Below are 12995 nucleotides of genomic sequence, written 5' to 3' on the forward strand. Positions count from 1 at the left end.
AGCATCTAAAGTGACTGAACGCATTGTGCTGGCCTACTCCGGCGGCCTGGACACGTCCGTCGCCATCGGCTGGATCGGTGAAGCCACCGGTGCCGAGGTCATCGCCGTGGCGGTGGACGTCGGACAGGGCGGCGAATCGCTGGAAACCATCCGCCAGCGCGCCCTGGGCTGCGGCGCCGTCGAGGCCTACGTGGCCGACGCATCGGACGAGTTCGCCAACGAATACTGCGTGCCCACCCTGAAGGCCAACGCCCTCTACCAGGGCCACTACCCGCTGGTGTCCGCCATCTCCCGCCCGGTCATCGTCAAGCACCTGGTGAAGGCAGCCCGCGAATTCGGCGCCACCACCGTGGCCCACGGCTGCACCGGCAAGGGCAACGACCAGGTCCGCTTCGAGGTGGGCATCCAGACCCTGGGCCCGGACCTGAAGTGCATCGCACCGGTCCGCGACCTCGCCCTGACCCGCGACAAGGCCATCGCCTTCGCCGAGGAAAAGGGACTGCCCATCGAGACCACCAAGAAGAACCCGTACTCCATCGACCAGAACGTCTGGGGACGCGCCGTGGAAACCGGCTACCTCGAGGACATCTGGAACGCCCCCACCAAGGACATCTACGACTACACCGCCACCCCGGAGTTCCCGCCGGCCCCGGATGAGGTCATCATCTCCTTCGAAGCCGGCGTCCCGGTAGCGATCGACGGCGTCAAGGTCACTCCGCTGCAGGCCATCAAGGAACTCAACCGCCGCGCCGGCGCCCAGGGCGTGGGCCGCATCGACGTCGTCGAGGACCGCCTGGTGGGCATCAAGTCCCGCGAAATCTACGAAGCCCCCGGTGCCATGGCCCTGATCACCGCGCACAAGCACCTCGAGGACATCACCGTGGAGCGCGAGCAGGCCCGCTTCAAGGCCACCGTTGGCCAGCGCTGGGCCGAGCTGGTCTATGACGGCCAGTGGTTCTCCCCGCTGAAGCGCTCCCTGGACGCCTTCATCGAGGACACCCAGAAGTACGTCTCCGGCGACATCCGCATGACCCTGCACGGCGGCCAGGCCATCGTCAACGGCCGCCGCTCGGACACCTCGCTGTACGACTTCTCGCTGGCCACCTACGACACCGGCGACACCTTCGACCAGTCCCAGGCCAAGGGCTTCATCGAGCTGTGGGGCATGTCCGCCAAGGTTGCCTCCGGCCGCGACATCCGGGTCGCAGGAAGTAGCCCCTGTGGCTGGGCAAAAACTGGAAGCCACCAACACAGGCGCGCTCTGGGGCGGCCGGTTCGCCGGTGGCCCCGCGGACGCCCTCGCGGCGCTAAGCAAGTCGACGCACTTCGACTGGCGGCTGGCCCGTTACGACATCGCCGGCTCCAAGGCGCACGCCCGCGTCCTGCACAAAGCAGGACTGCTGGACGATGCCGAGCTCGAAGGCATGCTGGCCGCCCTCACGCAGCTGGACGAGGACGTGGCGTCCGGGGCGTACCTGCCGGCGGAATCCGACGAGGACGTGCATGGTTCCCTGGAACGCGGACTGATCGAGAGGGCCGGAACCCAGCTGGGCGGCAAGCTCCGCGCCGGCCGGTCCCGCAACGACCAGGTGGCCACCCTGGGCCGGATGTTCCTGCGCGACCACGCAAGGATCATCGCGCGCGGCGTCCTTGCCACGGTGGATGCCCTGGTGGAGCAGGCAAAGGCACACCACGGTGTTGCCATGCCGGGCCGCACCCACCTGCAGCACGCCCAGCCGGTCCTGCTCAGCCACCACCTGCTGGCCCACGCCTGGGCGCTGCTGCGCGACGTGCAGCGGCTGCAGGACTGGGACAAGCGGGCCGGCGTCTCGCCGTACGGTTCGGGTGCCCTGGCCGGCTCCTCGCTGGGGCTCGACCCGGAAGCAGTGGCCGCTGAGCTGGGCTTCTACTCCGCCACGCATAACTCGATCGACGGCACCGCGTCCCGCGATGTCTTCGCCGAGTTCGCCTGGGTCTGCTCGATGATCGGCGTGGACCTCTCCCGGATCTCAGAGGAAGTCATCTTCTGGGCCACCAAGGAGTTCTCCTTCGTCACGCTGCATGATTCGTACTCCACGGGGTCCTCGATCATGCCGCAGAAGAAGAACCCGGATGTGGCAGAGCTGGCCCGCGGCAAGGCAGGGCGCCTGATCGGCAACCTCACCGGGCTGCTGGCCACGCTCAAGGGCCTTCCGCTTGCGTACAACCGCGACCTGCAGGAGGACAAGGAACCGGTATTCGACGCCGCCGACACCCTGGAGCTGCTGCTTCCGGCCGTCTCCGGCATGATCGCCACCCTCAAGTTCAACACTGAACGGATGCAGTCGCTGGCCCCGCAGGGCTTCGCGCTGGCCACGGACATCGCCGAATGGCTGGTCCGGCAGGGCGTGCCGTTCCGCGAGGCGCACGAACTCTCCGGCGCGGCGGTCAAGCAGGCGGAATCCCGTGGTGTGGAACTGTGGGACCTTACGGACGGGGAGTACGCTGCCATCTCGGAGCATCTCACCCCCGAGGTCCGCACGGTCCTGTCCACGGAAGGCTCCCTGAACAGCCGCAACTCCCAGGGCGGAACGGCGCCGGCCGCCGTCGAACGCCAGCTCGCCGCACTGGAAGCCGAGCTCGCCGACGTCCGGGCGTACGCAGGCTAAATACCGGATCTGCAAGGGGCGCCGTGGTTTTTCCGCGGGGCCCCTTGCTGGTTGTGGCTAGGGTGGAGCCATGAGCGAAACCTTCCGCAAGTTCCTTCGCACCCTTCCCGATTTCCCCTCCGGCCTGCCCGGTTTCGACCCGGACAACGCCCCGCAGGACCCGGCGCTGCTGTTCAAGCAGTGGCTGGATGAGGCGCTGGACGCGGGGAGCAGCAGCCGCACGCGTTCAGCCTGGCCACGGTGGGCGCGGCATCCGGCGGTGGGCAGCAGCCGTCCTCGCGGATGCTGATCCTGAAGAACATTGACGACGACGGCTGGCACTTCGCCACGTCACGCACCTCCCGCAAGGGCCGGGAGCTGGCCGCTGAACCACGTGCCGCCATGAACTTCTACTGGCCGGGCCTGGGCCGCCAGGTCCGGGTGGCCGGCGCTGTGGCCGAGCTTTCTGCCGAGGCTTCCGCGGTGGACTGGCACGAGCGGCCCCGGGCCGACGGAAGCGACAATCCCCAGTGGCAGCTCTACGCCCTCCAGCCCGTCGAGATCGAGTTCTGGCAGGCCAGCAACGACGGCAACCATGTCCGGCACCGTGTCGGGCCGGACGGATCGCCGCTGGAATAAGTAGCTGGCGCGCCTGGGTGCTCGGCTAGGCTGGCCGCATGACCTCTCCTTCTCCTGCCGGCCTCCTGGCCGAACTGCACACGGCCGGCGCCGCGCTGACTGCCGGGCTGGACCGGATTCCCGACGGCGGCGAACGTGCTCCGTCCACCCTTCGCGGCTGGAGCCGCGGGCACCTTTGGCCCACCTCGCCGGAATCTGCGACGCCCTGGCCCGTCAGGTGGAGTACGGCCGCCGCGGTGAAACGGTGGAGCTTTACGACGGCGGCGTGGAAGGCCGCAACCGCGCCATCGATCTGGCCGCGGGGCACAGCCTTGGGCAGCACCGGGAGGACGTCGATGCCGCGCTGCGCCGCGCGCTGGCGGCTTTTGACGCACTGGACGGGGATGAGTGGCAGACGCCCATCGCGTTCCGCGACGGCGTCATCTTCGATGCGGGGCTGGCGCTCTGGCGCGAGCTCGTCATCCACACCGCGGACCTGGATGCCGGCACGGGACCCGAAACCTGGAACAGGGAATTCTGCTCCCACCTCTTCGACTTCCTGGCCGCCCGCGTCCCGGCCGGTACCCGGCTTGTCCTGCAGCCGGTGGCACTTCCGCCGCTGGCCCTTGGCGCCGGCGGCAGCACCGTCGTCGTCAGCGGCATGGTCACGGATATCGCCGCCTGGCTCGCTGGGCGCAAGCCGTCGCTGGACAGCCTGCGGGCCACCGCCGCCGGGGACGGCACCGACCTTCCCGCCCTGCTGCCCTGGCCTTCGGCGATGCCCGACCCAAAGTAGTCGTCCTCACCTGAAGCAGTCCTGGCCAGCCTCGCGGGCCAGCAGGCTTTCCTTGATGGGCAGGCCCCAGCGGAAGCCGCCCAGCGAGCCATCGGTCCGGATCACCCGGTGGCAGGGAACGAACAACGCCGCTGCATTGAAGGCACAGGCGCTGGCCGCCGCCCTGACCGCTCGCGGGTTGCCCGCGAGGGCCGCATACTCGGTGTACGTAACGGGTGAGCCGGGTTTGACCTGGCGCAGCACATCCCAGGCGTGGGCACGGAACGGGCCCGACTGCTGCAGTACCCGGACTGCCATGGCGGGAGCGGGGTCGCCGTCGTAAAAGGCTTCAACGGCGGACGAGATACCGCCAAGGCTTGCCACCTCCTCCACGGCGTCGGGCCGCAGCGTGGGATGGACCTGTCCGGTGAGTTCTGCAAGGCCTGCCGTCCAGCCCGAAGCGAGGACCACACCGTCCCGGGCAAGGATGGTGAAGGGCCCGTCAGGCGTGGACAGCTGCATCAGTTGCGCTTTCATGGCATCCCTTTCGCGGGAACGGTTGTTGTCGGTGCGGGCCGTGCTGCGGCGCGCCACAGGTGCATGGTGGCGTAGGAGCGCCACGGGCTGGTCTCCCGGAAGTCCGGGCTCAGGGTGCTGTCACCATTATCGATGGCGCGGATTCCGTTCCGAACGGCGGCGTCGTTGGCGAGGAAGACGTCCGGGGCGCCCAGGACCCGCATGGCCACGTACCCCACGGTCCATGGTCCCACCCCCGGCAAGGGCAGCAGTTTGGCGCCCAGGCCGGTTAGGTCGTCCCCATAGCCGAACTCCAGTTCTCCGGCGGCCATGGCCGAGGCCGCCTGGAGGAGCGATTCGGTCCGTCTTCTGGGCCCGCGCAGCAGGTGGCCCGCCGCGGCTATTTGGGCCGGCGTCGGGAAGAGCCTGTCCAGGCCGTCGCCGGCCGTGCTGCTGGGACTGCCGGCGGCGGACAGTTGGGTCAGTGCGGTCCGGGCCGCCGCCACCGTGATCTGCTGGCCCACCATGGCCCGCACCAGCAGTTCCTGCGGGTCCAGCGCCCCCGGCATCCTCATTCCGGGAGCGCCGGCAACGGAGGCGGCAAGCCTGGGGTCGGCCGTGAGGGCACCGTCGATCGCTTCGGGGTCTGCGTCCAGGTCGAACAGCCTCCGCACGCGGCTCAGCAGTGCCGGAAGGTCCCGCAGGTCCACCGCACCCACGGTGAGGGTGAGCTGCCGTGCCCGCGTGCCGCCGTCGTACGCCACCTGGAAGCGCGCATCGCCATGGGGGAGCCGCAGGGTCCGTGCGTAGGAGGTGGCCGTACCCTCCTCGATGCCGGGGATGGCACGGACCGCAAGGAAGGAGAAGATGCTTGGATCGAACGGCGGACGGTAGGGCAGGCCAAGGGTCAGCGCCGTCGTGCCGCCACCGGGGGCCGGGTGCCGGACCGTCCTGCGAAGTGCGGTGGGGGTCATGTCGAACACCTCGGCGATGGTCTCGTTGAACTGCCGCACGCTGCTGAAGCCGGCCGCGAAGGCGATGTCGGCCAGCTTCATGGAGGTGGACACCAGCAGCGTACGTGCGGTCTGCGCCCTCGCAGCGCGGGCCAGCGACAGGGGACCGGCACCCAGTTCCTGCCCCAGGATCCGGTTAAGCTGGCGCTGCGAGTACCCCAGGCGGGACGCAAGGCCTGCCACCCCGTCCCGGTTGATCACGCCGTCGTTGATCAGCCGCATGGCCCGGCCCGCAACGTCCTGCCGCACGTTCCAGGCAGGGGTTCCCGGCACCGCCTCCGGCAGGCAGCGCTTGCAGGCCCGGTAGCCCGCCTCGTGTGCCGCGGCGGACGTCTCGTAAAACGTCACGTTGGACGCCTTGGGGGTGCGGGCCGGGCAGGAGGGGCGGCAGTAGATCCCGGTTGTGCGGACGGCGGTATAGAACTGGCCGTCGAACCGGGGGTCGCGGGCATCGATTGCCCGGTAGCGCTGCCAGAAGTCCATTCCTCCATCCTGCCAGCCCACCCCGGCCGGTCCTAGCGGAAATCGGACATGGCCGTGGAGGGCGGGAATCCGGCGCCGGGGCGGCTGCCGGGCGGATGAAACGGGCGGCATCCGGGTAAAGTCGAGCAATGAACGAAAGTGCTCCGGACGCCGGGACGCTCCGGAGTTTCCTGTCCGGAGATGCCCGCGAGCTCGCCCCGCAGCTGCTTGGCGCCGTACTGACGCACCAGTCCCGGGACGGCGCGGTGTCCATCCGGCTCACCGAGGTCGAGGCCTACCTTGGGCCCGAGGATTCGCTCCATCCGGACCCGGGCTCGCATACCTACCGGGGCCCGACACCCCGCAATGCGCCAATGTTCGGCCCCGCCGGGCACCTCTACGTCTACTTCACCTACGGCATGCACCACTGCACCAACATTGTCTGCGGCCCGGCAGGCGTTGCGTCCGCCCTGCTGCTGCGGGCAGGGGAGGTGGTGGACGGACTTGAACTGGCGCAACGGCGCCGTCCCACGTCGAGAACGCCCGCCGACCTGGCCAGCGGTCCGGCCCGCCTGGCCAAAGCGCTTGGATTGACGACGGCGGACAGTGGCCGGGACGCGCTGGCTCCACCTTTCGGCCTGGAGCTTCCCTCCTGCACCGGCGGTCCGGTAAGTACGGGCCCGCGGGTGGGCGTGGCCGGCGCCGGGGGATCGGCGGAATACGCCTGGCGGTTCTGGCTCACCGGCGACCCCACCGTCTCCAAATACAAGGCTGCCAAGCCCCGGATCCGGAAGCAGCCGGCACGTTGACTGCCGGCTGCAACGTTTCACAAGCGTTAACGGAAATGGTTGTAGAATGGACGGTCTGTCTTTCGCGATAGGGGAACGTTAATGCACGACGCCGAATTGGCCCACGAACGGGAGTATGTAGCCGGCCTGTATGCCCGGCTGGAGGAACTCCGGGAGGAAAAGCGCCGCCAGCTGGCGCAGGTCCGGCGCGCCGGAGCCGTGGGCACCATGCAGAACGTTTCGGAACGTGATGCGTTCGCTGCACTGTATGAGGACCGCCTGGCCCAGCTGGACGCCGTCGATGACCGGCTGGTGTTCGGCCGCCTGGACCTGGACTCCGGTGAAGCCCAGTACATTGGCCGCATCGGGCTTACCACCGAGGACCTGCAGCGGCTGATGGTGGACTGGCGTGCGCCCGAGGCCGGGCACTTCTACCAGGCCACGGCCTTCGACCGGCAGGGCGTCCGCCGCCGCCGGCACCTGATCCTGCAGGGGCGGGACGTCAAGGCGATCGAGGACGACGTCCTGGACGCTGGGATGCTTACCGACGACGAATCACTGCAGGGCGAAGGGGCCCTGCTCGCGGCCCTGAACTCCAAGCGGACCGGACGCATGTCGGACATCGTCAGCACCATCCAGTCGGAACAGGACCGCATCATCCGGTCCTCCATTTCCGGCGCCGTCGTGGTCCAGGGCGGGCCGGGCACCGGCAAAACCGCCGTGGCCCTGCACCGGGCCGCCTACCTGCTGTACACCCACCGTGACCGCCTCAAAAGTGCCGGCGTGCTCCTGGTGGGGCCGTCGTCGTCGTTCATGAAGTACATCGAACGGGTGCTGCCCTCGCTCGGGGAAACCGGTGTCGTCATGGCCAGCGTGGGCCGCCTGATGCCCGGCATCAATGCCGTTCCCGAAACAGATGCGGACGTGGCAGCCCTGAAGGGCCGCATGGACATGGCCGCGATCGTGGCCAACGCCGTGTCCAACCGCATGCGCGTCCCCGCGCAGAACCGGATCCTTGAAGTGGACGGCCGCAAGCTCACCCTCACACCCCGGCAGGTCCGGCGTGCAAGGGAACGTGCCCGCGCCACCGGAAAGCCGTACAACGAGGCACGCGTGACGTTCGTGAAGATCCTGCTGCGCGAGCTGACCGAACAGATGACCGAGCTCGTCGAAGCAGGCAACCTCGGCAACAACGCGGACCGCTCGTACCTTGCCGAAGATGTCCGGACGGCCCGCGATGTGCGGATTGCGCTGAACCTGTGCTGGATGCCCATGACGCCGGAGAAGCTGATCTCGGATCTGTTCAGCAAGCCGGAGGTGCTGGAATTCTGCACCCCCAACCTGACCCCGGCCCAGCGGGCGCTGCTGCAGCGTCCCGCGGATGCCCCGTGGACGGAATCGGACGTGCCGCTGCTGGACGAGGCCGCCGAACTGCTCGGCGAGCTGGACCCGGCTGCCGGGCGCGGACTGGCCCAGCAGGAGCATGACCGTGCCCGCGACCTTGCCAACGCCAAGCAGACCCTGGTCAACATGCAGGCCGCCGGCGTGGACCCCCTGATGTCCGCGGAGGAACTGGCCGAGCAGAACCAGGAACAGGAAGGGCGGCAAACCGCTGCCGAACGCGCAACGAGCGACCGCACCTGGGCCTTCGGGCACATCGTGGTGGATGAGGCTCAGGAACTCTCACCCATGCAGTGGCGGCTCCTGGTCCGGCGCTGCCCGCTGAAGTCCTTCACCATCGTGGGCGACATCGCGCAGACCAGCTCTGTGGCCGGAGCCAACTCGTGGCAGGGGGCGCTTGCTCCGCTGTTCGGTGACCGCTGGCAGCTGGAGGAGCTGACCGTCAACTACCGCACGCCCTCGCAGATCGCCGAAGCCGCCGTCAGGATGGCCAACGCGGCTGGCCTGGTGGTTTCCGCGCCGAAGGCCGTTCGTGAGGGGCGCTGGGCGCCCATCATCGACGAAGTAGGGAACGGCGCGGTGGTCGGCCGGCTCGTGGAGGTCCTCCCGGAAGAACTTGACGCGCTCGACGGCGGCCTGCTCGCCGTGATCGCCGATGGTGACCTCCTGCCCCAGGCCACGGCAGCACTGCGAGCCGTGTATGGGCGACGGATCGGCACCGGCGCCGGCAGCTACGAGCAGGACATCGTGGTGATCAGCCCGCGCGAGGCCAAGGGCCTGGAGTTCGACGGCGTGGTGGTCCTGGAACCATCCGTCATGCTCAACCATGAGCACGGCAAGGTGGGGGACCTGTACGTAGCCATGACACGTGCAACACAGCGCCTGCGGCTGATTGCCTCGCAACCCGTGCCTGCCGGGATTGCCGGCTGACCCGGCGCCGGGCGTTACTGCTAACTTAGGAAGCGTGCCAGAACTGAACAACCTCGAACCGCAGCGCAACGATCCCACTTTCGCCAACATTTGGCAGGAACTGAAGTGGCGTGGGCTGGTCCATGTGTCCACCGACGAAGCAGAGCTTGAGAAGCTCCTCGCCGACGGGCCGGTCACATACTATTGCGGCTTCGACCCCACCGCCCCGAGCCTGCACCTGGGAAACCTCGTCCAGCTCCTGGTCATGCGGCGGCTGCAGCTGGCCGGGCACAAGCCACTGGGACTCGTTGGCGGCTCCACGGGCATGATCGGCGATCCTCGCCCCACCGCTGAGCGAACCCTGAACACCAAGGACACGGTGGCGGAGTGGGTGGGCTACCTGCAGGCCCAGGTCAGCCGCTTCCTCAGCTTCGAGGGTGACAACGCTGCCAGGATCGTAAACAACCTGGACTGGACGGCGCCCTTGAGCGCCATCGACTTCCTGCGTGAAGTGGGCAAGCACTTCAGGGTTGGAACGATGCTGCGCAAGGACGCCGTGGCATCCCGCCTGAACTCCGACGAGGGCATCAGCTACACCGAGTTCAGCTACCAGATCCTGCAGGGCATGGACTACCTGCAGCTCTATCGCGACTACGGCTGTGTGCTGCAGACCGGTGGTTCGGACCAGTGGGGCAACCTCACCAGCGGTACCGACCTGATCCGCAAGGTGGAGGGCAAGAGCGTCCACGCCCTGGGAACCCCCTCATCACCAACTCCGACGGAACCAAGTTCGGCAAGAGCGAGGGCAACGCCATCTGGCTGGACGCGGGCATGTGCAGCCCGTACGCCTTCTACCAGTTCTGGCTCAACACCGCCGACGCCGACGTTGTGGACCGGCTCAAGGTGTTCACATTCCTCACCCGGGCCGAGATCGAAGAGATCGCGGTTTCCGTGGCCGAGCGTCCCTTTGCCAGGGAAGGACAGCGGAAGCTGGCCTTCGAAGTGACTTCGCTGGTGCACGGCGTGGAGGCCACCGAAAAAGTCATCGCCGCTTCAGCGGCGCTTTTCGGCAACGGCGACCTGGCCGCACTGGACAAGGCAACGCTCCAGGCGGCTACCTCCGAACTTCCTTCGGCCACGGTGCAGGTGGACGGGATGGGGATCGTCGACCTGCTGGTGGCGTCCGGTCTATCGGAAAGCAAGTCCGCCGCCCGGCGCACCGTTGGTGAAGGAGGTGCCTACGTGAACAACGAGAAGGTGTCAGATCCGGAGGCCGTGATCTCCGAGTCTGAACTGTTGCACGGCCAGTACCTGCTCCTGCGCCGGGGCAAGAAGAACCTGGCCACTGTTGAGGTGCTGGTTCCCTAGCACCTTCACGGTCCGTATGCACGCCCTTCGGCGGCCGATTTGCACGGCCGCTGGGGGGCGTGTATTGTTTTCTGAGTCGCCGCCGCTGAGTGGTGACAAACCCCCAACTTATGAGAAGCAGTTCTTGCCGCGCACCGCGTGGAATTGGAGAAATTGCTTCTCGTTGTGCTGGGCGGATTCATTCCACCGAGTGAATTCCGGAAGAAAATCCGGATTTGCGAAAGTGAATATGAATGAAATAAGATGGAAACATCGCAGCGAAGAAATACGGAAAAGAAATTCTTTTGAATTGTTTCCGGGAATATTCGAATGTGTCTGTTGTTTGAGAACTCAATAGTGTGCCAAGTTTGTTGATACCGATTATGTATGTAATTGGTTGATTGTGCTGTGCCGCCACCCCGTGGTGTGCATGGTGTTTTTGGCTGGTTTCAAATTTTGTGCAGCTGTTTCTGCCGTTATTTCCGGTGGTTGTGGTTGTGTCTGTTTTTGTTTTACTTCAACGGAGAGTTTGATCCTGGCTCAGGATGAACGCTGGCGGCGTGCTTAACACATGCAAGTCGAACGATGATGCCAGCTTGCTGGTGGATTAGTGGCGAACGGGTGAGTAACACGTGAGTAACCTGCCCTTGACTCTGGGATAAGCCTGGGAAACTGGGTCTAATACCGGATATGACCTTCCATCGCATGGTGGTTGGTGGAAAGCTTTTGTGGTTTTGGATGGACTCGCGGCCTATCAGCTTGTTGGTGGGGTAATGGCCTACCAAGGCGACGACGGGTAGCCGGCCTGAGAGGGTGACCGGCCACACTGGGACTGAGACACGGCCCAGACTCCTACGGGAGGCAGCAGTGGGGAATATTGCACAATGGGCGAAAGCCTGATGCAGCGACGCCGCGTGAGGGATGACGGCCTTCGGGTTGTAAACCTCTTTCAGTAGGGAAGAAGCGTAAGTGACGGTACCTGCAGAAGAAGCGCCGGCTAACTACGTGCCAGCAGCCGCGGTAATACGTAGGGCGCAAGCGTTATCCGGAATTATTGGGCGTAAAGAGCTCGTAGGCGGTTTGTCGCGTCTGCCGTGAAAGTCCGGGGCTCAACTCCGGATCTGCGGTGGGTACGGGCAGACTAGAGTGATGTAGGGGAGACTGGAATTCCTGGTGTAGCGGTGAAATGCGCAGATATCAGGAGGAACACCGATGGCGAAGGCAGGTCTCTGGGCATTAACTGACGCTGAGGAGCGAAAGCATGGGGAGCGAACAGGATTAGATACCCTGGTAGTCCATGCCGTAAACGTTGGGCACTAGGTGTGGGGGACATTCCACGTTTTCCGCGCCGTAGCTAACGCATTAAGTGCCCCGCCTGGGGAGTACGGCCGCAAGGCTAAAACTCAAAGGAATTGACGGGGGCCCGCACAAGCGGCGGAGCATGCGGATTAATTCGATGCAACGCGAAGAACCTTACCAAGGCTTGACATGAACCGGACCGCTGCAGAAATGTGGTTTCCCCTTTGGGGCTGGTTTACAGGTGGTGCATGGTTGTCGTCAGCTCGTGTCGTGAGATGTTGGGTTAAGTCCCGCAACGAGCGCAACCCTCGTTCTATGTTGCCAGCACGTGATGGTGGGGACTCATAGGAGACTGCCGGGGTCAACTCGGAGGAAGGTGGGGACGACGTCAAATCATCATGCCCCTTATGTCTTGGGCTTCACGCATGCTACAATGGCCGGTACAAAGGGTTGCGATACTGTGAGGTGGAGCTAATCCCAAAAAGCCGGTCTCAGTTCGGATTGGGGTCTGCAACTCGACCCCATGAAGTCGGAGTCGCTAGTAATCGCAGATCAGCAACGCTGCGGTGAATACGTTCCCGGGCCTTGTACACACCGCCCGTCAAGTCACGAAAGTTGGTAACACCCGAAGCCGGTGGCCTAACCCCTTGTGGGAGGGAGCTGTCGAAGGTGGGACTGGCGATTGGGACTAAGTCGTAACAAGGTAGCCGTACCGGAAGGTGCGGCTGGATCACCTCCTTTCTAAGGAGCACCTCCAACTCTTCTGTGCTGGTGAATGCCGGTGTGGGGGGTTGTCAGGAAGCAAGCCCGCAGCATGGACGATTGTTCCGTGGCGGGTGCTCATGGGTGGAATATCAGCAAATAGCGGCTGCGTGTTTTTTTGTCTTGTCTAGTACGAGCCAGTGATGGTTCTGGAACGGTGGGCGCAGGGATGCGTGGTTTAGTGTTTGGCACACTGTTGGGTCCTGAGGCAACAGGACCGGGGAGGGGTTGCTGCGGCTTTGGTCGTGGTGGTTCCTTGTCGGGTTTGTTTGTTTCTGGTTTCCCTGCCGTGACGTTCTGTGCGCCTGTTGTGGGTGTGTGGGGTGTGTGGTGTGGGGTTGTTGTTTGAGAACTACATAGTGGACGCGAGCATCTTGTATAAGAAGCAATTTCCAAGATTAATGAACCTGGATCTGGCTGCGCTGTTGATGCCCTTTGGGTGTTGGGGTGTGGTTGGTTTCTGTGGTTCTCTCGAGAA

General features: G+C 65.4%; 5 protein-coding genes, 1 rRNA gene and 4 pseudogenes. 8 read left to right on the forward strand and 2 right to left on the reverse strand.

From position 1 onward, the window contains the following. Positions 1 to 10 precede the first annotated feature (10 nt). The 4 genes and pseudogenes from OUO20_RS04310 to OUO20_RS04325 form a co-directional block, all read left to right on the forward strand. A pseudogene (locus OUO20_RS04310) lies at positions 11 to 1210 on the forward strand (argininosuccinate synthase); the annotation flags it as partial. Between the two features lie 10 nt (positions 1211 to 1220). Further along, entirely contained in the window at positions 1221 to 2648 is a 1428-nt protein-coding gene (gene argH / locus OUO20_RS04315) for an argininosuccinate lyase (RefSeq protein WP_134166032.1), read from the forward strand. 70 nt (positions 2649 to 2718) lie between these two features. Continuing rightward, a pseudogene (locus OUO20_RS04320) lies at positions 2719 to 3266 on the forward strand (pyridoxine/pyridoxamine 5'-phosphate oxidase). Positions 3267 to 3304: 38 nt separating this feature from the next. After that, positions 3305 to 4041, forward strand: a pseudogene (locus OUO20_RS04325) (maleylpyruvate isomerase family mycothiol-dependent enzyme). 6 nt (positions 4042 to 4047) lie between these two features. Here the strand turns inward: OUO20_RS04325 and OUO20_RS04330 are convergent. Both OUO20_RS04330 and OUO20_RS04335 read right to left on the reverse strand, forming a co-directional pair. Next, positions 4048 to 4557, reverse strand: a complete 510-nt coding sequence (locus tag OUO20_RS04330; RefSeq protein ID WP_268002898.1) for a methylated-DNA--[protein]-cysteine S-methyltransferase — start codon at positions 4555 to 4557, stop codon at positions 4048 to 4050. After that, positions 4554 to 6032, reverse strand: a complete 1479-nt coding sequence (locus tag OUO20_RS04335) for an AlkA N-terminal domain-containing protein (protein WP_268002899.1) — start codon at positions 6030 to 6032, stop codon at positions 4554 to 4556. Before OUO20_RS04335 ends, OUO20_RS04330 begins: the two co-directional genes overlap by 4 nt. 128 nt (positions 6033 to 6160) lie before the next feature. On the opposite strand from OUO20_RS04335, the gene OUO20_RS04340 reads away from it, so the two are divergent. The 4 genes and pseudogenes from OUO20_RS04340 to OUO20_RS04355 all read left to right on the forward strand — a co-directional run bounded on the left by OUO20_RS04340 (position 6161) and on the right by OUO20_RS04355 (position 12496). Continuing rightward, a complete protein-coding gene (locus OUO20_RS04340; RefSeq protein WP_018771551.1) occupies positions 6161 to 6820 on the forward strand; it encodes a DNA-3-methyladenine glycosylase in 660 nt (219 codons plus the stop codon). Between the two features lie 81 nt (positions 6821 to 6901). Next, positions 6902 to 9130, forward strand: a complete 2229-nt coding sequence (locus OUO20_RS04345) for a HelD family protein (RefSeq protein ID WP_268002900.1) — start codon at positions 6902 to 6904, stop codon at positions 9128 to 9130. Positions 9131 to 9164: 34 nt separating this feature from the next. Continuing rightward, positions 9165 to 10477 (forward strand): annotated as a pseudogene (gene tyrS / locus OUO20_RS04350) (tyrosine--tRNA ligase). Between the two features lie 496 nt (positions 10478 to 10973). Then, a 16S ribosomal RNA gene (locus tag OUO20_RS04355) occupies positions 10974 to 12496 on the forward strand. The last annotated feature ends 499 nt before the right edge of the window (positions 12497 to 12995 follow it).

Source organism: Arthrobacter sp. FX8, from assembly GCF_026723805.1.
In the GTDB taxonomy this organism is placed as follows: Bacteria; Actinomycetota; Actinomycetes; order Actinomycetales; family Micrococcaceae; genus Arthrobacter.